The sequence below is a fragment of the Solirubrobacter pauli genome (assembly GCF_003633755.1).
GTDB lineage: Bacteria > Actinomycetota > Thermoleophilia > Solirubrobacterales > Solirubrobacteraceae > Solirubrobacter > Solirubrobacter pauli.
The window spans coordinates 591087-610393 of record NZ_RBIL01000001.1; the positions used below are offsets into that span (position 1 = coordinate 591087).

The window sequence follows — 19307 nt, forward strand, 5'->3', positions numbered from 1 at the left end:
AACCATGAGAGGGAACCGGGTTGCCAGCGCTGTCGCCGTGGCGGCATTCGCCCTGGGCGCGGGGTCCGCGCCGGCCGTGGCGCAGGACGAGCCGTCCGACCTGTGGCAGGCCTACACCGAGGTCCTGAGCAAGTCGCGCTACATCGACCTCACCCACACGCTGACGCCGTTCCAGCCCGTGTGGAAGGGCTTCGGCCCATCGTCGTTCAAGCCCACCGTCAACCCGTTGACGGGCCAGCCGTACACCTTCGCCAGCGATGGCTTCGAGGCGACGCAGTACACGCTCTCCACCGACCAGTTCGGCACCCAGCTCGACCCGCCCGCGCACTGGGCGCCCGAGTACCCGGCGATCGACGAGCTGCCGGCCACGTTCGCGGTCCGCCCGCTGGTCGTCATCTCGATCGTGCCGCAGGTCAAGAAGAAGGGCGACTACCACCTGCAGGTGTCCGACATCACCGCCTGGGAGAAGGAGCACGGCCGCATCCCCGAGGGCTCGGTCGTGATGGTCCGCAGCGACTGGTCGAAGAAGTGGACGACCGACCCGGTCAAGGCCAAGGCGCTCGCCGCCGACCCGGTCTTCCCGGGCGTGTCCTTGAAGGCGATCAAGTTCCTGCACCAGAAGCGCCACATCCTCTTCCACGGCCACGAGCCGCTGGACACCGACACCACGCCCACGCTCGAGGGCGAGGCCTGGCTGATGCACAACGGCTACACCCAGGCCGAGGGCGTCAACAACCTCTCCGCCGTGCCCGAGACCGGCTGCCTCGTCAACATCGGTTACCCGAAGTTCGGCGGTGGCGTGGGCGGCTACGCCCGCTACATCGCGATCTGCCCGCCGGACACCAAGGGCGGCGCGAAGATCTCCCGCGCGGACGCACCGCTCAAGAAGCGGTCCAAGGAGCTGCACTGGGACGAGGCGCGCGGGATGCGCGTCCGCTAACGTCGGCCGCATCGTCCGCTCCGCGCACGACAGCTGAACACCGTCACGGCCACGTGATCAGACCGGCGGGCTGCTCCAGCAGCGGCCCGCCCGTCCCTGCCGTTTCGCATTCAGCCTTTCAAGCAAGGAGCATTCTTTGAGTCATCGCACCACGTACCCGCCGGGCGTCCCGTGCTGGGTCGAGACATCGCAACCGGACCCGGAGGCGGCCGCCGCGTACTACGGCGCGCTGATGGGTTGGGAGGTGGACGCCGGCATCGCGCGCCTCGACGGGCGGCGGGTGGCCGGCATCCGCCAGGCGCCGCCCGGGTCGCCGGCCGCGTTCTGGGGCACGTTCGTGCGCGTCGAGTCGCTCGAGGTGACGCTGACCGTCGTCGGCCAGGAAGGCGGCAGCGTGCTCGTCGGCCCGACCGACGGCGTGGCCGTCGTCGCCGATCCCACCGGCGTGCCGTTCGGGCTCTCCGACCGGCACGCGGCCGAGGTCGTCAGCGCGCCCGGCAGCTGGGCGATGAGCGCGCTGCACTCGCCCGACCCGGCCGCGGCGGAGGCGTTCTACGCGCTGTTCGGCTGGGAGGCCGAGCCGCTGCCCGGAACGCCGCTGACGCTGTTCCGGCTTCCGGGCCACGAGGGCGGCGAGCCCGGACAGGCGCTCCCGCGTGACGTCGTCGCGGTCATGACGGCCACCGAGGGCGGCGTGCCGCCGCACTGGGCGGTCAACTTCCGCGCCGACGACGTGGACGCGCTCGCGGCCCGGGCCACCGAGCTCGGCGGCGCGCTGATCATGCCGCCGACCGACGCGCCCGGGTTCCGCAACGCCGTGATCGCCGACCCGCAGGGCGGCGTGATCGCGGTCAGCCAGCCGGTCTAGAAGACGCCGCGGTACTCCGAGCAGCCGGCGCACACGTCCGGCGGCTCGGAGCCCGCGAGCGCACGGCGGAAGCGCCGGTAGCGGTCGTTGTGCCAGATCTCCGGGAAGGCCGCGGAGCCGAGGTCGCCGAGCGTCGCGCGGTCGGAGCCCATGACCATGCAGCACGGCTGGACGTGGCCGCGGTGGGTGACGTACGCGCCCTCCCACGGCCAGGAGCAGCCGCCGCCCGCCGGCTCCTCCAGCAGCGGCAGGCGGAGCTTGAGGCCGAGCGCACGCGCCCGCGCCGCGGCCGCGGTGAACACCTCGCGGGCGTGCTCCGCCGTCGCCTCGTCGGCGAACAGCGCCTCGTCCTCGGCGTAGCGGCGGATCGCCTCGTAGGCGCCCGCCGGGTCGGTGTCCGAGAACACGTGCGAGAGGTTCTGCACCCACACCTCGTCGACGCCGATGTCGGCGGCCAGCTCGACCAGCGCCACCAGCTCGCGCACGTTGCGGCGCATGGCGACGAACACGAGCACCGTCCGCGGCCGGCGCTGCGCCCCGCGCGCCGCGATCAGCCCGCGCAGGTTGTCGACGACGCGCTCGAACTGCCCCGGCCGCCGCTCCAGCCCGGTGCCGTGCCGCACGTCCTCGTAGGTGGCGGCGGTCGCGCCGTCGAGGGACACGTGGACGTGCCCGGTGCCGGCGGCGACCAGCGCCCGCGCCACGCCGCTGCGCAGCAGCACGCCGTTGGTGTTGAAGCCGACGTGCACGTCACGCGCCGCCGCGAAGCGGATCATGTCGAGCAGGTGCGGCGAGAGCAGCGGCTCGCCCAGCCCCTGCAGCGTGAGCCGGCGCAGCGTCGGCACCGACTCGACCAGCGCGAGGAAGTCCTCGTACGCCAGCGCGCCCTCGCGTCTGCCGACCGAGGGCGCGTAACGGACGAGGCACATCCGGCAGCGCAGGTTGCACGCGCCGCTGACCTCGACTTGGAGATGCTCAGGGAGGGGCGGCGCCTCCATCGCCATGCGCCGCCCCTACCCACAGCCCGTGCGCGTCTACCAGAGCGTCGCGCCGTACTTCGGGCCGTAGTAGGCCATCGAGTCGACGACCGGGAAGGCCCAGGAGACGTTCTGCTCGCCGAACTTGGAGAGGCAGCGGCGGATGCCGTCGCCGTCGCGGCGCAGGCGGGCGCCGCTGGTCACGCCCTCGGCGCGGAACCTGCCGCCGATGTAGGAGAGGACCGACCCGCCGGAGTCGCCGGGCTCGACGCACGCGCTGTGACGCGTCATGTCGAAGATCGTCTCACCGGTGCTGTAGGTGACGTCCTCGTTCTTGGCGGTGATGAAGCCGCAGGTGAACTTGGTCTTGATGCCGGCCTTGCAGACGATCGTGCCGACGGGCGAGTCGGTCATGCCCGAGAAGCTGTGGAAGGCGCCGTTGGACGGGTTGGAGTCGAACCACGGGCCCTGGATCCAGTAGCCGGTGTTCTGGTTGCGGACGAGCGCGTCGTCATAGCTCGGGAACCAGCTCTCGAGCGTGGTGCCGAAGAAGACGCCGCCCTGGCCCGTGACCCAGTCGCCCTTGCTCAGGCAGTGGCCGGCGGTCAGCAGGAACTTGGCTCCAGTGGACGGGTTGCGGAGGTTGAAGCCGGCCGAGCAGTTGTTGCCGTTGTAGCCGTCGCCGCCGTCGAGGAAGTTCACGGTCGGCTCGGGCAGCTCGTCGATCGTCTCGACGGACACGAGGTCGCCGTACTTGGCGATCGCCTCGCGCGCGGCGCCGGCCTGCTCCTTGGTCGCGGTGATCTTCACGGTGTTGCTGATCGGGTCGATCGACAGCGCCGCGAACTGGCTCTGGGACTTGATGACCTCACGCTTCTCGGGGGACGTGTCCGGCCCACCCAGCGCGTTCAGCGCCAGGCCGAGCTGCTTGAGGTTGTTCTGCACGAGCCGGGGCGTCGCGCCGGCGCCCTTGACCGTCTCGAGCAGGCTGCGGTCGGTGAGGTTGACGATCAGTTGGCCGCTCTTGGCGTCGAAGTACGTGCCCGCGATCTGGTCGCCGAGCTCCTTCTGCAGCCGCTCGTCGATCGCGATCGCGCGGGCCTGCTGCTCGGCGGTGAGCTTGACCTGCTCCGGTGAGAGGCCGAGGTCCCGCGAGATGGCCGCCGTCATGTCGGCGACCTCGGACCGCTTCTCCTGCGCCAGCGCCGGGGTGGCGCTCAGCGCGAGGGTCGAGACGACGATCGTGGACATCAAGGTCCGGTTGAGGCGCATGGCCGGGTGCTCCAATCGGTGGGGAGGATGTGCCGACACAGAGCCACCCACCCGGCCCCTGATACACGCCCGCCGAGAAGTTTCTAGGAGGCGAACTGCTGGGTGCCGATCACGCCCAGCAGCGCGAGCTTCTCCGCGTCCTCGGTGCCCGGCGTGGCGGTGAAGACGACGAGCAGCTCGGTCTGGTTCTCGGCGGTGAGGATCTGGCAGTCGAGCTCGATCAGGCCGACCTGCGGGTGCGCGAGCCGCTTGCGCGTGCTGTTCGGCAGCTTGACCTCGTGCTCGGCCCAGACGCGCGCGAACTCGGCGCTCTCACGCAGCAACCCGTCCACGAACGCGCGCGCCTCCTCGTCGCGCCCGTAGGCGACCCGAAGCCCCGCGGCGTACCGGTGCGAATGCAGGTCCCAGTCCGCTTCGGGCCACAGCGCGCGCTCCGCCGGGTCCCCCATGAACCAGCGCCGGAACACGCTCTGGTCGCCGACGTGCACGCCCATCAGCGCCTCGCCCATCGCGTTCTGCGCGAGCGTGTGGCCCAGGTCGTCGACGATCTGCGCGGGCGTGTCCAGCCGGTCCAGCACGCGCAGCAGCGCGGGCGTGACGTGGTCGCTGCGCCGCCCGCGCGGCGGTGGGACGTGGCCCGCGAGCTGGAGCAGGTGGTCGCGCTCGTCCAGGGTCAGCCGCAGCGCGCGGGCGATCGACGCGACCATCGCCTCCGACGGGCGCGAGCCGCGCCGCTGCTCCAGGCGCGTGTAGAAGTCGGTCGACATGTGCGCGAGTGCAGCGACGTCCTCCCGCCGCAGCCCGCTGGTCCGCCGGCGTGGCCCGGCGCGCAGCCCGACGTCCTCGGGCTGGAGCGCCGCGCGGCGGCGGCGGAGGAAGTCGGCGAGCGCGTCACGGTCCATCCCGGCACATGATCGCGCGAGCGACCGGCGCAACCAGGGACAGCTTGTCCCTGGCTGAAGCGGTCTCTGGTCGCGCGCGTCCCGCCGGCGCAGCATGCGGTCCATGACCAAGCTCGCCCTCATCACCGGAGCCAACCGCGGCATCGGCCGCAGCGCCGCCCTGCACCTCGCCCGCGACGGCGTCGACGTCATCGCCACCTACCGCTCGCACCCCGAGGAGGCGGCGTCGCTCGTCGCCGAGGTCGAAGCGCTCGGCCGGCGCGCGGTCGCGCTGGAGCTCGACGTGGCGCGCCCCGCCGGTTTCGCCGACGCCGTGCGCGACGTCCTCCCCCACTTCGAGCGCGACACCGTCGACTTCCTCGTCAACAACGGCGGCTTCTCGCGCGGCGGGATGATCGCCGACGTCACCGAGGAGGACATCGACGCGCTCGTCGACGTCCACTTCAAGGGCGTGATCCTGCTCACCCAGCAGCTGCTGCCGCTGCTCGCCGACGGCGGGTCGATCGTCAACCTGTCGAGCGGGCTCGCCCGCTTCACCTCGCCGCAGCGCGCGGTCTACGGCGCCGTCAAGGGCGCCGTCGAGGTGCTCACCCGCTATCTGGCGGCCGAGCTCGGGCCGCGCGGGATCACGGCGAACGTGATCGCGCCCGGTCCGGTGGCCACCGACTTCTCAGACGGCGTCATCCGCGACACGCCCGCGTTCCAGGAGCACCTGAAGGCGCTCACGCCGCTCGGGCGGATCGCGGTCGCCGACGACATCGGCGCCGCGATCGCGAACCTGCTGCGGCCCGGCAACGGCTGGATCACCGGGCAGCGGATCGAGGTCTCAGGCGGGATCCACGTCTAGCCGGCCGAGCCGGCGTGGGCGGCGAGCGAGCCCTTGCGCGTCTCGCCGCCCGGCACCGCCTCGTAGACGGTGATGTCGCCGCTGTCGCCGAACAGCTCCTGCGCGCGCTCGAGGACCGAGGCGACGTGGGGCGTCTTCAGGTGCGCGTCCAGGGCCTCGCGGGACTCCCAGCGCTCGATGAACGTGAGGCGCGAGGGGTCGTCGACGCCCTGGTGCAGTGAGTAGAGGATGCAGCCGTCCTCGGCGTGCGTGGGGGCGACGAGGGCCTTGAAGGCCTCCAGCCCTTCCGCCTCCTTACCGGGCTCTGCCTTGAACGAACCGACGACCACGACTTCGGACATGCGATGCTCTCCTCCGGCGGATGGAGCGCCGATCGTACCGGTAGAAGAGGAGTGCCGATGGGTCTGCGGATCAACCATGTCAGCGTCAACGCAACGGACCTCCAGGAGTCCGTCGACTTCTATGTCGACCTCCTCGGGGCAGAGCCGTTGACGACGCCGAACTTCGGGATCCCCGTGCAGTGGCTCGCGCTCGGGCGCACGCAGCTGCACCTGTTCGAGCGCGACCTCCAACCGACCAGCCATCACCACTTCGGGATCACCGTCGACGACCTGGAGCCCGTGTATCGCGCGGCTGACCGACGCGGTGCGTTCGACGACATCGCGTTCAAGAACCGCCTGGTCGAGCTCCCCGGTGACGTGGTCCAGCTCTACGTGCGCGATCCGGCCGGCAACCTGATCGAGATCGACGCGCCCGGGAAGGACCGGCTGCCGGACGACATGCGCGCTCAGCTCAAGCAGCTGTGGGACTTCTACCCGCACACGGACGACCAGATGAGCGCCCGCCTGTTCGTGCCCGACTGAGGTCATGGCTACCGTCTCATCCATGACTTGGACCGTCGACGTGCCCGTGGCCGCCTTGCCGGTCCTGCCTCCGTTGCCCGATCACCTCGCGGACGCGCTCGCTGATGCGCTGTCCCGACCAGCCGCGCAGCAGCCTCCGTGGCCGGACCGCGAGTACCTCACGCGCGTGCGGACGCTGCTCGAGGCCGTACCGCCGATCACGGTGCCGCAGGAGGTCGACCGGCTGCAGGAGCGCATGGGCGAGGTCGCCCGCGGCGAGGCGTTCCTGCTCCAGGGCGGCGACTGCGCCGAGACGTTCATGGACAACACCGAGCCGCACCTGCGGGGGACGATCCGCACGCTGCTGCAGATGGCGATCGTCCTCACGTACGGCACGGAGACGCCGGTGGTGAAGCTCGGGCGGATCGCCGGGCAGTACGCGAAGCCGCGGTCGAGCGACTACGACGCCGCCGGGCTCCCCTCCTACCGCGGCGACATGGTCAACGCGCTGGAGGCGACGGAGGAGGGCCGCCAGCCCGACCCCGGCCGGCTCGTGCGCGCGTACGCCAACGCGGCGGCGGCCATGAACCTCACGCGCGCCATCACCGGCGCCGGCATGGCCGACCTGCACGGCCTGCACGAGTGGAACATGGACTTCGTGCGCCGTTCGTCGGCGGGTCAGCGCTACGAGCTGGTCGCGCGCGAGATCGACCGGTCGCTGCGGTTCATGTCCGCCTGTGGCGTGGACGACAGCTCGCTGCGGACCGTCGACATGTTCGTCTCGCACGAGATGCTCGTGCTCGACTACGAGCGCGCGCTGCTGCGGCTCAACGAGGACAAGCTCTACCTGCTGAGCGCCCACCAGGTGTGGATCGGGGACCGCACGCGTCAGCTCGACGGCGCGCACGTGGCGCTCGCCCGGCTGCTCGCGAACCCGATCGGCGTGAAGATCGGACCGACCACGACGCCCGAGATGGCGGTCGAGCTCGTGCAGGCGATCGACCCCGACCGCATCGACGGGCGCGTCACGCTCGTCTCGCGGATGGGCTCGGACAAGGTGCGCGACCTGCTGCCGCCGATCGTCGACGCGGTGACGCGGAGCGGGCACCGCGTGGTGTGGCAGTGCGACCCGATGCACGGCAACACCGAGGAGTCCCCGAGCGGGCACAAGACGCGCCACTTCGACCGCATCCTGGACGAGGTCCACGGCTTCTTCGAGGTGCACTCGAAGGCGGGCACCCACCCGGGCGGCATCCACGTCGAGCACTCCGGCGAGGACGTCACCGAGTGCCTCGGCGGCGCGCAGATGATCGAGCACGGCGACCTCGGGTCGCGCTACGAGACCGCGTGCGACCCGCGCCTGAACACCCAGCAGTCGCTCGAGCTCGCGTTCCTCGTGGTGGACATGCTCCGCCGCAACGGCAAGTAGTCACAACAGCCGCGCCAGCAGCCTCGTGAGCTGCTGGCGCTCTGCCTCGCTGAGCGGGGCGAGGAGCGCGCGCTGCGCACCGTCGATCGCCTCGTCCATGCGGGCGAGCGCTTCGCCTCCGGCGGGCGTGATCGTCACCACGTTGCGCCGGCGGTCCTGCTCGTCGCGCGTGCGGGCGAGGTAGCCGCGCTGCTCGAGCTCGGCCGCCACCGCGGCCATGTCGCTGCGGTCGATCGCGAGCCGGCGGCCCAGCTCGGCCTGGCTGAGCGGGCCGTCGTCCTCGAGCGCGACGAGCACGCGGAAGTGGTACTTGCGCACGCCCTCGGTGCCGAGTGCCTCGTTGACGAGCCGGTCGCCGTTCAGCGCCGCCTGGCTGAGCTGCCAGGACGGCAGGTGCTGCAGTCGCTTGGGGGTGTCCTTCACTTGATCGTTGGTTATACCAATGGTAGGTTCGTTGGCATGACCAACGATCGCGTGGCTGTCGCCACCCTCATCGCCCGGCTGTACGAGCTGCTGGACGAGCAGCGCTTCGACGAGCTCGACAGCGTCTACGCCGACGACGCCGTGCTCCGGTTCCCCAACGGCGAGCTGCGCGGGCTCACCGAGGTGACGGCGAAGGCCCGAGCGCGCGCCGAGCAGTACCCGCGCATGCAGCACCTGAACACCGACCTGCGCGTGGAGGTCGACGGCGACCGCGCGCACGGCCGCTCGAACCACCTCGCCATCCACTTCGAGGCCTCCGGGAAGCGCTACGACGCCGGTCTGGTGCACCATTTCGAGGCGGCGCGCACCGCGGTCGGCTGGCGGCTGGTGCGCGTGACCGGTGACCTCGTCTGGAGCACATGAATGTTCGTCCTGCTGTTGACCTACACCAAGCCCGTCGACGAAGTGGACGCGCTGATGCGCGACCACATGCGCTGGCTCGACGAGGGCTACCGCGACGGCCACTTCGTCGTCTCGGGCCGGCGCGTGCCGCGGACCGGCGGCGTGATCATCGCCCGCGGCGACGACCGCGAGGCGGTCGAGGCGCTCGCGGCCGCCGACCCGTTCGTGACGGGCGGTGTGGCGACGGTGGAGGTGATCCAGTTCAACGCGTCCCAGACCGCGCAGGGTCTCGAAGCGCTGTGAGGAGCGAGTCGCGGGGGCGCCGCCAGTGGCGACGCCCCCGACGGCGAAAGAGGACCGTCGAGGCGACCGTACCGATCAGCCGAGGCTGATCGAAATAGCCTTTCGGCTAGGCCGCGAGCTCGGCGGCCAGCTCCGCGCGGGTGTTGACGCCGAGCTTGCGGTAGCCGGCGGCGAGGTGCGTCTCGACCGTCTTGATCGAGAGGAACAGCTCCTGCGCGATCGCGCGGTTGCCCTTGCCGACCGCCGCGAGCTCGCAGATCTGCCGCTGGCGCGGGGTCAGTGCCTCGGCCCCTTCGAGCGCCGCCTGGCGCGGACGCAGCCCGGTGGCGACGAGCTCACGGCGCGCGCGCTGGGCCAGGGGCACGGCCCCAGCCGCGTCGGCGTCGGCCAGCGCGGGCCGCAGCGCATCGCGGGCCTCGACGCGCGAGCCGAGGTACGCCAGCGCCGCGCCCAGCTCGAGCCGCAGCCGGACGGCTTCGAGGCCGTGCCCGGCGAACATCAGCCCGCGCTCGCAGATCGTGGCGCGCAGCGCCGGGTCGGGCTCGGCGACGGCCCGTGCGTGCAGCGCCGCGGCGATCGGCAACGCGGCTCCGAAGCGCTCCGCGGCCGCGAGCGCGGCGTCCGCGACCGCGGCGGCCTCCGCGCGCCGACCGAGGTGCGCGAGCGCGAGCGCCGCGACCGGCCCGCCCGAGACGTCGTCCAGCACCTGCTCGAAGGCGCCCTCGGCGAGCGCGAGCCGAGCCCGCGCCTCGCGCAGCGCCGGCGTCTCCACCGGGCCGTCCATCAGCGAGTGGATGCCGTCGAAGCCCCGGACCGCCGCCTGCGCGTCCTCGAACGCGCCACGCTCGGCGAGCGCGCTGACGAGCACGGCGAGTGCGTCCCCGCAGAACGGGTCCGGATACGCGAGCGCGCGCCGCGCACCGTCCTCGGCGTCGGCGAGCCGGCCCTGCCGCAGCGCGAGCTCGGCGCCCAGGGCCGCCGCGGCCGCACGCGTCCGGGCGCTGCCGGCCGCGTCGACGAGCGCCTGCACCGCCGCCTCCGCCCGCTCGTGCCCGGCCACGACGAGCACCCGCGCGGCGAGCTCGTACGCGCGCTGCCGGTCCGCGTGCGCGAGCAGTCGCGGCTCTTCCAGCGCAGAGACCGCCAGCGCGACCGCGCGGGGATCGCCATCCGCGAGGGCGAGGTGCGCGCGGTGGGCGAGCACGACCGCGTGGTCGCCGGACGAGACCCGCGCAGCGGCGTGGGCGCCACGCGCCGCGTGAGCGCCGTCGCCGTGCGGCGCACCGTCGCCGCGCGCCGCCACATCGTCGGCGTGCGCCAGCGCGGCGACTCGCCGCGCGTGGGTGCCGGAGTCGCCCACGTAGGCGTCGAGCGACGTGACGTCCTCGTCCAGCGGCACGCCGAGGCCGGCCAGGCGGGACACGACGTCGGGCGTGCGGACGGCCTCGTCGGCGGCCGCGTGGAGCCAGGTGTAGGCCTCGGGCAGGGCGGCGTCGAAGGCGGCGACGCCCAGCGCGGCGAGCAGGGCCGGGCGGTCGTCGGTCGGGGCGCCCTCGTCGACGGCACGCCGGAGGTAGGTGGCGGCCTCCTCGCCGCGGGTCGCTTCCGCGGCCGCGACGAGCCACGCGGTGACCTCCGGGTTGGCGGACGGGCCGACGTCCAGCAGGTGCCCGGCGACCGCTCGCGCTTCGGCGCCCGCGCCGATCAACGCACGGGCGGCGGCGCGGTGCAGGCGCTCGCGCTCGCCGCAGCTCAGCTCGGCGACGATCGCGCCGGCGATGACGGGGTGGGTGAAGTGGTCGCAGTCCGCGGTCAGCAGGCCCGCGTCGACGAGCAGGTCGCGCGCCGCCCCGACCTCACCGACGGACACGCCGGCGACCTCGGCCAGCACGTGCCGGGAGGCGTCCTCGCCGACCACGGCCAGCGCCTCGATCACGGCGCGCTCGCGAGCGGCCAGCTCGGCGAGCCGGCGCCGCACGCGCGCCCGCGTCGAGGCGGAGATCTCGCCCGGAGCGGTCAGCGCCAGCTCGCTCACGAGCCACGGGACGCCGCCGGCGGCGCGCTGGACGTCGCGGCAGACGGTGCCGGGCGTCTCGGGCGCGACGCGCCGGATCAGCTCGGCCGCCCCGCGCGCCGACAGCGGCCGCGGCTGCAGCACGGTCGCCGCGCGCACGCCGCTCAGCAGCGACAGCAGGTCCGAGGACGTGCGCGTGCCGACGAACAGCGCGAGCGGCAGGTCCTCGATCCGCCGCGCCAGGTAGGCGAGCACGCCGAGCGACATGCGGTCGGCCCACTGGGCGTCGTCGACGACCAGGGCGAGCGGTGCGTCGGCGGCCAGCGCCGAGCAGAACCACAGCGTGCTGTGCGCGATCGTCAGCAGCGAGGAGTCCCCGCGCGGCGAGACGCCGTCGCGCAGCAGCTCGCCGGCGGCGCAGGCGGCGCCGTCCACCAGGTCGGGGTGCTCGCGCGCCGGCGCCTCGAGCAGCGCGCGGACGACGCCGAACGGCAGCCGCTGCTCGAGCGGGCTCGGCGTCGCGCGCCGGACGGTCCAGCCGTCGGCGCCCGCGAGCGCCGCGGCCTGCTCGAGCAGGGCGGTCTTGCCGAGCCCCGCGGCGGCCTCGATGACGACGACGCCGCGGCCCGCCCGGACGACGGTCTGCAGGGTCTCGAGCTCCGGGTCCCGCTCGATCAGGGGAGAGAGGACGGTGGTGGATCGCAGCCGGCTCATGATCGCCGGCTGACGGTCTCAATCCATCAGGGGGCGGTCAAGTGGGGCTGCCCGCACCCTTGGGGTTGGCTCACCTCACCCGCATCCGCAGCGTGACCGTGCTCGAGCGGTTGCCCGCCGGGTCGACGGCGACGAGCTCGACGGTGTAGCGCCCGCGCGGGAGCCGCTTGCGCACCTTGAGCGAGCGGCCCTCGCCGCTGACCCGCGTCTTCACGCGCTTCCCGCGCTTGACGGTCGCCGTGACCTTCGCGCGCTCGGACAGGCGGAAGTTCACCGTCCGCCCGACGATCCACGCGCGGGTGATCCGCGGCGCGACCGTGTCGGGCGCTCTCCCGCCACCGCCGCCGGCGGTGCCGCCACCCGTCGTCCCGCCACCGCCGCTCGGCACCACCACCGGCGGGCGGAAGAACTCGGCGCCGACCGTCACCGGTCCGTCCACGCGCACCGCGCACTCGGACCCGGCGCACGGCGTCCCGAACCAGCTCGTGAGCAACGCACCCGCCTCCGGGACGGCGCGCAGCCGCACCGTCGAGCCGACGTCGAACCGCGCGGTGCAGGTCCCCGGGCAGCTCAGCCCCGGCGGGTCCGACGTCACGCGCCCCGGCCCGGTGACGTTCAGGCTGACCAGGTGCGGGTCGCCGAGCAGCCGGAAGACGATGCCGTCGCCACCGGAGGAGCCGACGCCGACGATGTTCCCGTCCGGCTGCAGCACACCGCCGTTCATCACCTCCTGGAACGCGCTGCCGTAGCCGATCGCGCCGTCACCCTCGAACGTCGTGTCCATGGCGCCCTGCTCGGTCAAGCGGTAGAACGCGGCGTCGCCGCCCGGGCCCGCCGTGGTCGCGCCCACGAGCACGAGCTTGCCGTCGGGCTGGGGCAGCACGCTCCGGATCGTCTCGTCCGCGGCGCTGTCGACGAAGCGCACGCCGGTGTCGTTGAAGGACAGGTCGGGCGCGCCGCTCGGGAGCAGCTGCCAGACGATGCCGTTGAAGCCCGCGGTCGTGCGGCCCGCGACGACGATCTTGCCGCTGGGCAGCGCCACGACCGTCGTCCCGAACTCGCTCGCGCCGACGTCCAGCCGGAACCGGCCCTCACCGCGGAAGGCCGTGTCGAAGCCCAGCACCGGGTCCAGCCGCGCGACGAACGCGTCCGTGGACACCGACGTGTTGCCCGCGACCAGGATCCGCCCGTCCGGCTGAACCGCGACCGAGGCCGCGAGCTCGTTCGAGTCGACCGCGAAGCCGAACTGGAACCGGCCGGCGGCGTTGAACGTGCCGTCGGGTGAGCCGTCGTGCCCGTGGCGGCGCCACACGACCGCGTCGGTCGCGCCGGGGCCGGTCTCCCCGGCCGCGACGAGCTTGCCGTCCGGGGCGAGCGCGAGCGAGTGCACGAGCTCGGTCGCGGTCGGCGCCGTGAGCCCGACGACGCCGCCGGCGCCGAAGCTGGGGTCCGGCTTGCCGGACGCGTCGAAGCGATAGAGCCGCGCCTGCCCGGCCGCGGCGCCGCCGACCGTGATCCTGCCGCCCGGCTGGAGCACCACGGCGCGCAGCCGGTCCGTGCCGGCCGGGTCGTCGATGGCGACCACGCCCTGGTCGCCGAAGCCGCGGTCGATCGAGCCGTCCGCGTTGAGCCGGTAGATGCGCCCGGTGGCCTCGAGGTGCTCGGCGACGAGCACGAGCTTGCCGTCGGGCTGGAGCGCCACCGCGCGCACGCGGTCCTGGGGCAGCCGGACCTGGCCGCCGGTGCCGAAGTTGGGGTCGAGGTCAGCGGTCGCGGCGGACGCGGCCGCCGGCACCGCCAGCGCGCACACCACGAGAAGGGGGAGGAGTCGAAGCATCCCGGCACTGAAGCCGCGCACCGGCGCCCCGGCAATCCGTGCGCCGCCCTGGACTTAGCCGCTCAGGGTCCCCGAGAGCGCTAACTCCAGGGTCGCTCCCTGATTGTCGCGGTGCGGGCGCAGCCGGACAATCCGCGCCTCCTCCCCACCATCCCTGATTCCGGAGAACCACCATTCCCATGAAGCGCCATCTCGTACTGGCCGCGCTCGCCACCGCGTGCGTCGCGATCGGCTGCGGCTCGACCGCCGAGAAGAACGACTACGTCAAGAGCGTCAACGAGGCGCAGGCCGCGCTCACCAAGTCGCTGAGCACGGTCAACCCCGGCGGCGAGCCGGAGCAGATCGCCGCGGACCTCGACGCGGGCGGCAAGGTCATCGACTCGACCGTGGCCGACCTGAAGGAGATCACCCCGCCCGACGACGCCGAGCACGCGCATGGCCGCCTGATCAAGGGCCTCACCCAGATCGCGGACACGTTCCGCGAGGGCGCCGACGCCGCGCGCGACAAGGACCCGCAGAAGATGGTCAAAGTGCTCGGCGGCATCCAGACGTCGGCCGGCGTGAAGGAGCTCGAGGCCGCGCAGCAGGAACTGATGGCGAGCGGCTACAAGTTCGAGGAGAGCTGATCGCAAGGGCTGCGGCGACCTTGACGAGATGTTGACAAACCGCATGGCGTTCCTTGAGGAACCGGTCATACGTTGGAAGTCGACCATGCCCAGCACTTCGTCACAGAACGGCCGGCCCGCGGGGGAAACCTCCGAGGCCCGCATCGCCAAAGCCCTCGCGCATCCGCTCCGCGCGCAGATCCTCCAGCGTCTCGGCGAGCGTGTCTCCAGCCCTGGAGACCTCGCCGAGGAGCTGGGCGCGCCGCTCGGCGTCGTGAGCTACCACGTCCGCATGCTGCGCGACTACAACTGCGTCGAGCTCGTCCGCACGGAGCCCGTGCGCGGCGCGCTGCAGCACTTCTACAAGGCGACCGCGCGTCCCACCCTCGAGGACGCCACGTGGCGCACGCTGCCCTCGCAGCTGCGCGGCGAGCTCTCGAACGGGACGCTCACGGCGCTCGTGGACGACCTCGCGGCCGCGGCTGACGCCGACAAGCTCACCGACCCCGAGGTGGTGCTCACCCGCACCCCCGTCGAGCTCGACGAGAAGGCGTGGAAGAAGCTGAACAAGCTCCTCGCCAAGACGCACGAGCAGGCGCTGGCCATCGCGGCCGAGAGCGCCGAGCGTGGCACCGACGGCGTGTTCCAGACGGAGCTCGCGCTGCTGCACTTCAAGCGCGCGTAGACGCATCACGACCCGGGCGCGGGCGATGAGCTCGCCCGCGTCCGGCAGTCAAAGCTCCACATGGACACCTTCGGAGCCAAGACCGACCCGGCGATCCTGCTGATGCACGGCGCCGGGGACACGCGGCACGCGTGGGACGACGCGTTCTGCATGCAGCTCGCCGCCGCCGGGCGCCACGTCGCCCGCTACGACCTGGCCGACGGCCCGGACCTCGACGCGCTCGTCCGCCAGGCGCTGGACCGCCTCGACGAGCTCGGCCGCGCGCACCTCGTCGGCCTCTCCCTGGGCGGGATGGTCGCCCAGAAGCTGGCGATCGCGCACCCGGAGCGGGTCGCGTCGCTCACGCTGATGTCCACGACGGCCGGCGGCGAGCGCCCCGACGACTGGTTCGGCGATCCCTGGCGACCGCATCTCGGCGAGATCACGGCGCCGACGCTCGTGATCCACGGCGCCGACGACACGATGTTCCCGCTCCCCCACGCGCACACACTCGCCCATGAGATCGACGGCGCGCACCTGCTGGTGCTGCCCGAGACCGGTCACGAGCACCCGCCGCGCCGGCACTGGGACACGGTGGTCGCGGCGATCGTGGCGCACACCGCGTAGATGCGGATCGCGGTCTTCGCCGACGCGCACGGCCACGCCGAGGCGCTCGACGCGGTGCTCGCCGCGGCCGACGACGCGGAGGTGGACGCGCTGTGGTCGCTCGGGGACATGATCGGCGGCGGTCCGGACCCGGCGCACGTGGTGCGCGCCACCCGCGCGCGCTGCGCGGTGGCGCTGCTCGGCAACCACGACTACGCGGCGACCGGCTCCGTCGAGCCGTCGCGGCTGGGCGACGCCACGCGCTCCCTCGAGCTCGCGCGCGAGCAGCTCGGCGAGGACGACCTGGCGTGGATGCGCGGCCGCCGGCCGGCCGCACGCCGCGAGGGCGTGCAGTGCTGGCACGGCGGTCCGCGCAACCCGGTGTGGGAGTTCGTCACGCCGTCGAACGCGGCCGCCTGCCTGGACGCGCAGCGCTCCGACCTCGGCCTGGTCGGCCACACGCACCTCGCCGCCGCGTTCACGCCGGGCCGCCGGCGCGTGCGGATCGCCGTGGACGAGCCGCTCGACCTCGGCCACGGCAAGTGGCTGCTGAACCCGGGTGCGGTCGGCGCGCCCGTGCCGCCGCGCACCGGCTGGTTCGGCGCGCTCGACGCCGAGGCGGCCGCGGGCGCGTTCTGGCTCGAGCTCGACCTGGAGGCGCGGACCGCGACGTGGCGGCGCGCGCCGTACGACCCGCGGCCGGCGCGGGAGCGAGCCCGCGCGCTCGGGCTGGATGACGCCTAGGGTCGCGAGCCGGCCCTAGAGGCCGACCCGTTCGAGCGCGTTGTCGTACGCGTCCTGGAGCTCTTCGGGGTCGCGACCCTCGGCCTCGCCGCGTTCCCACAGCTGCGCCATGTCGTCGGCGATCGGGGCGTAACGCTCGAGCCATTCCTCGCTGTGGGCGAGCCAATAGCCGGTGAGCGAGTAGCGCGTGCGGTCCAGGCCGAGCTCGTGGCGCAGGTAGCGCCGGGCGGAGCGTACGGTGCGCGTCTCGCCCGCCATCCAGATGTAGCCCTCCTCGAGCCGCTCCGGGCAGGAGCGGACGACGTCGTCGAGCCGGCTGGGCACGTCGCCGTCGCCGCTGCCGTGCAGCCAGCGCACGTCGAGGTCGGCCGCGGTGTCCCACCGCTGGCGGTCGGCCGCGTCGAACACCTCGGCGACGACCATCGTGCGCAGCCCCGCGGGCGTCGACTCGAGGATCCGGCCGATCGCGGGCAGCGCCGTGAGGTCGCCGACGAGCAGCTGCCAGCGCGCGTCCGCCGGCCGCTCGTAGCCGCCCGCGGTCTCGATCCACACGAGCTGCTCCCCCAGGTCGGCCTCCCGTGCCCACGTGGCGGCGAGCCCGCCCTCATGCAGCGCGAAGTCCACGACGACCTCGTCCGGGCGCGCATCGCGCACGGTGTAGTTGCGGCGGCGCTCGTGGTCGCCGGGCTCGCCGAAGAAGATCTGCAGCCAGTCGTCGGGCCGGCCGCCGACGGCGGCGCCGGGCACCTCGAACGTGAGGCGCAGCATCCGGGGCGTGAGCTGGACCCGGTCCTTCAGCGTCGCGGTGAGCACCGACGTTAGGGTACCCTAACGCCGGTGCCCGGCCGGTCTTACGGGTTCGTCGTCGAGAGCGTGAACGTCAGCGTCTTCGAGTACGAGCCCGTGCGCAGGGCGTCGTTCGCGTTGATCTGCTGACCGAACTGCACGTCGACCTGGTCGTTGGAGACCGGACCGCTGTAGGTCAGGAGGTTCAGGCCCGACCCGAGGTTGTTGTACGCCGTGCCGGTGTTGGCCGCGTTGCGAGCGCGGACCTGCAGCGGCTGCGGCAGCGAGAACGTGCCGTTGACCAGATGGCCGGTGGCGGTGCTCGACGGATCGGCGACGCTCAGCGTCGCGTCACCGGCGGTGGAGGTGACGGTCGCCTTCGTGGTCGCCTCGTAGAGCTTGGCGACACCCGGCGTGAACGGGCCGAGCGGCTGCGCCGCGCCCAGCGAGAGCGACAGCGTGGCCGGAACGGTGCCACCCACGGGCGCCTCGACCGGAGCCGAGGCCCACGTCGTGACCTTGTCCTGGCTCTGGGCGTTCAGCCGCGCCTGCTTGGGAAGCCGCTCAGCCGCGGCGATCTCGCCGGCGGTCAGGTTCGCCGTGGGCGTGAGCTTCAGCGAGTCGAAGCCACGCGCGATCTCCGAGCCGTAGATGCGGCCGTTGTACCAGTAGGTCGACCAGTAGCCGGCCGAGGACGGCAGCTGCGTCGTGTTGAGCGGGCCGCGGTCGAAGTAGCCGATCTCCTTCGGCTTCGACAGGTCGGTCCAGTCGATGATCGACGCGCCGCCCTGGTACCAGGCCTGGACCATGATGTTGCGGCCGGGCACGGGGATCAGGTTGCCGACGTGCGAGACGCAGTTCTCGTTGACCGTCTGCGCCACCGGCAGCTTGTAGTAGCTGCGGAAGACGAGCTTGTTGTTGACGATCTCGTAGATCGCGTCCGCGCCCCAGCTCATCTGGTCGGTCGCGCGGCAGCGAGCGCCGGAGCCGCCGCCCCACTCGTCGGTGAAGAGGACGGCCTTGCCGTCGTTGGAGAACGTGGCGCCGTGCCAGTAGGCGAACAGCGGGTCGGCGACCGCGTCGATGCGCTTGGGGTTGGCCGGGTCGGAGATGTCGATCAGGAGGCCGTTGCCCTCGCAGGCGCCGGCGGCCAGGTTGATCTCCTCGTAGACCGTGATGTCGTGGCAGGCGTCGCTGATCGGCTGCGGCGACCAGTTCGTGCCGGACGGGTGCTGCGGGGTCGGCAGCGTCTGCTGCAGGCCGTCGTGCTTGCCGGTCGCCTCGTCGGCGAAGAGGCGCGGGCCGCTCACCACGGCGGCGGACGCCGGGTCGGCGACGGGGACCTTGATGACGTCGATGCGCCAGCGCGAGGACTTGCCGCTCGCAGCCGCGTCATCGGGCTCCAGGCCCGGGTTCGAGCTCTTGTAGCAACCCGCGAGCTCCGTGCTGGCGCGCGCAGCCGCCGTGCCCGAGACGTAGATGTAGAGGTTCGCCGCGTCGTTCTTCGGACGCACCAGGGTGTGCGTGTGCGAGCCGCGGCAGGTCTGCACGCCGGCGACCTGCTTCGGGTTCTGGATGTCCGAGATGTCGAAGATGCGGATGCCGCGGAAGGCGTCGGCGGGAGCCGCCGTGCCGGTCCCGCGGGCGCAGTCCTTGCGGGCGCTCGTCGACTCGACCGAGACGAACAGCAGGTTGTTCCAGACCGAGACGTCGTTCTGGCTGCCGGGGCAGAAGATCGACGTGACGAGCTTCGGATCCGCCGGGTCGGCGATGTTGTAGATGTTGACGCCGTCGTAGTTGCCGTTGAACGCGTAGTCGCCCTGGAAGGCGAGGTCCGAGTTCGTACCGGCGACCGCGGCGGGCTTCGGGCGGTTGGCCAGATGCTGCAGGCCGAGCGCGGCCTTGCCGGCCGTCGCGTCGTCGACGCCCGGCGCGAGGCCGATGCGCGGGTCACCCGAGGTGACCGGGAATTGCTGCGCGGAGGCCGAGACGGCCGTCGCGCCGAACAGGACGGCCGCGCCTAAGGCAGCGCCGAAAACTCGCCGCGCACGGCGATGCGTCGCGTGATGCGACATGGGTATGGGAACCCCCTCCATAACGATGGATACTTCCCGCGACCGCGGGCCCTCGGC

Annotated in this window: 20 protein-coding genes; 11 read left to right on the forward strand and 9 right to left on the reverse strand. The window is 72.8% G+C overall.

Going from position 1 to position 19307, the window contains the following annotated elements; genetic code table 11:
• Positions 1-4: 4 nt before the first annotated feature.
• Together C8N24_RS02730 and C8N24_RS02735 are read left to right on the forward strand one after the other, a co-directional pair.
• Positions 5-940, forward strand: coding sequence for a cyclase family protein (locus C8N24_RS02730; protein ID WP_121247759.1), 936 nt, complete (start codon positions 5-7; stop codon positions 938-940).
• Positions 941-1076: 136 nt separating this feature from the next.
• Positions 1077-1808 carry a VOC family protein gene (locus C8N24_RS02735; RefSeq protein WP_121247761.1) on the forward strand — a complete coding sequence of 244 codons (732 nt, stop codon included), beginning with the start codon at positions 1077-1079 and terminating at the stop codon, positions 1806-1808.
• On the opposite strand, the gene C8N24_RS02740 is transcribed toward C8N24_RS02735, so the two are convergent.
• From C8N24_RS02740 to C8N24_RS02750, 3 genes are all read right to left on the reverse strand, one after another.
• On the reverse strand, positions 1805-2812 hold the full coding sequence (locus C8N24_RS02740; RefSeq protein WP_121247764.1) for a radical SAM protein: 1008 nt from the start codon (positions 2810-2812) through the stop codon (positions 1805-1807). The two genes, C8N24_RS02735 and C8N24_RS02740, sit on opposite strands and share 4 nt — an antisense overlap.
• A gap of 30 nt (positions 2813-2842) precedes the next feature.
• A complete protein-coding gene (locus tag C8N24_RS02745) occupies positions 2843-4036 on the reverse strand; it encodes a S1 family peptidase (protein ID WP_147447586.1) in 1194 nt (397 codons plus the stop codon).
• Between the two features lie 104 nt (positions 4037-4140).
• A complete protein-coding gene (locus tag C8N24_RS02750) occupies positions 4141-4959 on the reverse strand; it encodes a helix-turn-helix transcriptional regulator (protein WP_121247769.1) in 819 nt (272 codons plus the stop codon).
• Positions 4960-5062: 103 nt separating this feature from the next.
• Between C8N24_RS02750 and C8N24_RS02755 the strand changes: the two genes are divergently transcribed.
• Positions 5063-5806 carry an SDR family NAD(P)-dependent oxidoreductase gene (locus C8N24_RS02755; RefSeq protein ID WP_121247771.1) on the forward strand — a complete coding sequence of 248 codons (744 nt, stop codon included), beginning with the start codon at positions 5063-5065 and terminating at the stop codon, positions 5804-5806.
• On the opposite strand, the gene C8N24_RS02760 is transcribed toward C8N24_RS02755, so the two are convergent.
• Positions 5803-6147 carry a putative quinol monooxygenase gene (locus C8N24_RS02760; protein WP_170178804.1) on the reverse strand — a complete coding sequence of 115 codons (345 nt, stop codon included), beginning with the start codon at positions 6145-6147 and terminating at the stop codon, positions 5803-5805. The genes C8N24_RS02755 and C8N24_RS02760 overlap by 4 nt on opposite strands.
• A 57-nt stretch (positions 6148-6204) precedes the next feature.
• Here C8N24_RS02760 and C8N24_RS02765 point away from each other — a divergent pair, with 57 nt between their 5' ends.
• Together C8N24_RS02765 and C8N24_RS02770 are read left to right on the forward strand one after the other, a co-directional pair.
• A complete protein-coding gene (locus tag C8N24_RS02765) occupies positions 6205-6669 on the forward strand; it encodes a VOC family protein (RefSeq protein WP_121247773.1) in 465 nt (154 codons plus the stop codon).
• Between the two features lie 22 nt (positions 6670-6691).
• Positions 6692-8077, forward strand: a complete 1386-nt coding sequence (locus C8N24_RS02770; RefSeq protein ID WP_121247775.1) for a class II 3-deoxy-7-phosphoheptulonate synthase — start codon at positions 6692-6694, stop codon at positions 8075-8077.
• Here the strand turns inward: C8N24_RS02770 and C8N24_RS02775 are convergent, their stop codons facing one another.
• Entirely contained in the window at positions 8078-8500 is a 423-nt protein-coding gene (locus C8N24_RS02775) for a MarR family winged helix-turn-helix transcriptional regulator (protein ID WP_121247778.1), read from the reverse strand. It lies immediately after the preceding gene.
• A gap of 36 nt (positions 8501-8536) precedes the next feature.
• On the opposite strand from C8N24_RS02775, the gene C8N24_RS02780 reads away from it, so the two are divergent.
• Complete coding sequence (locus C8N24_RS02780; RefSeq protein ID WP_121247780.1) at positions 8537-8923, forward strand: nuclear transport factor 2 family protein; 387 nt, start codon at positions 8537-8539, stop codon at positions 8921-8923.
• Entirely contained in the window at positions 8924-9205 is a 282-nt protein-coding gene (locus C8N24_RS02785; RefSeq protein WP_121247782.1) for a YciI family protein, read from the forward strand.
• Between the two features lie 106 nt (positions 9206-9311).
• On the opposite strand, the gene C8N24_RS02790 is transcribed toward C8N24_RS02785, so the two are convergent.
• Together C8N24_RS02790 and C8N24_RS02795 are read right to left on the reverse strand one after the other, a co-directional pair.
• Positions 9312-11933, reverse strand: a complete 2622-nt coding sequence (locus C8N24_RS02790; protein ID WP_121247784.1) for a helix-turn-helix transcriptional regulator — start codon at positions 11931-11933, stop codon at positions 9312-9314.
• Between the two features lie 70 nt (positions 11934-12003).
• Entirely contained in the window at positions 12004-13770 is a 1767-nt protein-coding gene (locus tag C8N24_RS02795) for an NHL repeat-containing protein (protein ID WP_121247786.1), read from the reverse strand.
• Between the two features lie 179 nt (positions 13771-13949).
• Between C8N24_RS02795 and C8N24_RS02800 the strand changes: the two genes are divergently transcribed.
• The 4 genes from C8N24_RS02800 (at position 13950) to C8N24_RS02815 (ending at position 16389) form a co-directional block, all read left to right on the forward strand.
• Positions 13950-14396 (forward strand): hypothetical protein, encoded by a 447-nt coding sequence (locus C8N24_RS02800; RefSeq protein ID WP_121247788.1) that lies wholly within the window; start codon positions 13950-13952, stop codon positions 14394-14396.
• 85 nt (positions 14397-14481) lie between these two features.
• On the forward strand, positions 14482-15060 hold the full coding sequence (locus C8N24_RS02805; protein WP_170178805.1) for an ArsR/SmtB family transcription factor: 579 nt from the start codon (positions 14482-14484) through the stop codon (positions 15058-15060).
• A 60-nt stretch (positions 15061-15120) separates the two neighbouring features.
• On the forward strand, positions 15121-15666 hold the full coding sequence (locus C8N24_RS02810) for an alpha/beta fold hydrolase (RefSeq protein ID WP_121247792.1): 546 nt from the start codon (positions 15121-15123) through the stop codon (positions 15664-15666).
• Positions 15667-16389, forward strand: a complete 723-nt coding sequence (locus tag C8N24_RS02815) for a metallophosphoesterase family protein (protein WP_121247794.1) — start codon at positions 15667-15669, stop codon at positions 16387-16389. It begins immediately after the preceding gene.
• A gap of 15 nt (positions 16390-16404) precedes the next feature.
• Here the strand turns inward: C8N24_RS02815 and C8N24_RS02820 are convergent, their stop codons facing one another.
• Together C8N24_RS02820 and C8N24_RS02825 are read right to left on the reverse strand one after the other, a co-directional pair.
• Positions 16405-17202, reverse strand: a complete 798-nt coding sequence (locus tag C8N24_RS02820; RefSeq protein WP_121247796.1) for a siderophore-interacting protein — start codon at positions 17200-17202, stop codon at positions 16405-16407.
• Between the two features lie 38 nt (positions 17203-17240).
• Positions 17241-19250 carry a hypothetical protein gene (locus tag C8N24_RS02825; RefSeq protein ID WP_170178806.1) on the reverse strand — a complete coding sequence of 670 codons (2010 nt, stop codon included), beginning with the start codon at positions 19248-19250 and terminating at the stop codon, positions 17241-17243.
• Positions 19251-19307: the final 57 nt, after the last annotated feature.